Genomic DNA, 650 nt, shown 5'->3' with positions numbered 1-650 from the left:
GCATTATACATTCCTTATATGTTTCATCTTTAGGCTAACTGTATCTTGTAATAGTCATACAAGCTAGGAAGTCGACAAGTTTGGCTTATTCGTATTAGTTAATAGTTATTTATAGCTCGATAGTCACTCACTTCTACAATCGACTCTTTCTACAATCGATTCCTCCAACCACGGACTCTTCCAACAATCCTGCATAAATTCCATTGTGTGCTATCAGCTGTCGATGGTTACCTTGTTCAACAATTTCACCCTTTTCCAACACCAAAATCGTATCTGAGTGACGAACGGTACTCAAACGGTGTGCAATCGCAATCACGGTTTTTTCCTTGAAAAGGCGCTGCATTGCTTTTTGAATTAGGTCTTCGGTGATTGAATCTACCGAACTGGTCGCCTCATCAAGCATCATCAGTTGTCCACCTTGTGCAACCGCTCTAGCGAACGAGATAAGCTGCGTTTGCCCTACAGACAAGTTGGATCCGTTCTTTTCCAAGTGGAAGTCATAACCTTGTGGCAATTGTTCAATAAACTTATCGGCATAAACATAGCGCGCAGCCTGTTCAACCTCAGTTCTAGATAGATGCGTTTTACCCAGCGCGATATTGAATTGGATGGTCTCTTCAAATAAGTGCACGTCTTGCATCATCATTGAG

1 protein-coding gene is annotated in these 650 nt (G+C 41.8%); it reads right to left on the bottom strand.

Annotated elements, in window-relative coordinates; translation table 11 throughout:
* Positions 1-133: 133 nt before the first annotated feature.
* Positions 134-650: ATP-binding cassette domain-containing protein (locus tag AB4496_RS25975; protein WP_372132752.1), on the bottom strand; the 517-nt coding region annotated here is incomplete at its 5' end.

The sequence above is a fragment of the Vibrio sp. 10N.222.46.A1 genome (genome assembly GCF_041473595.1).
Lineage (GTDB): Bacteria > Pseudomonadota > Gammaproteobacteria > Enterobacterales > Vibrionaceae > Vibrio > Vibrio tasmaniensis_A.
This window is presented reverse-complemented; position numbering and strand designations above follow the sequence as displayed.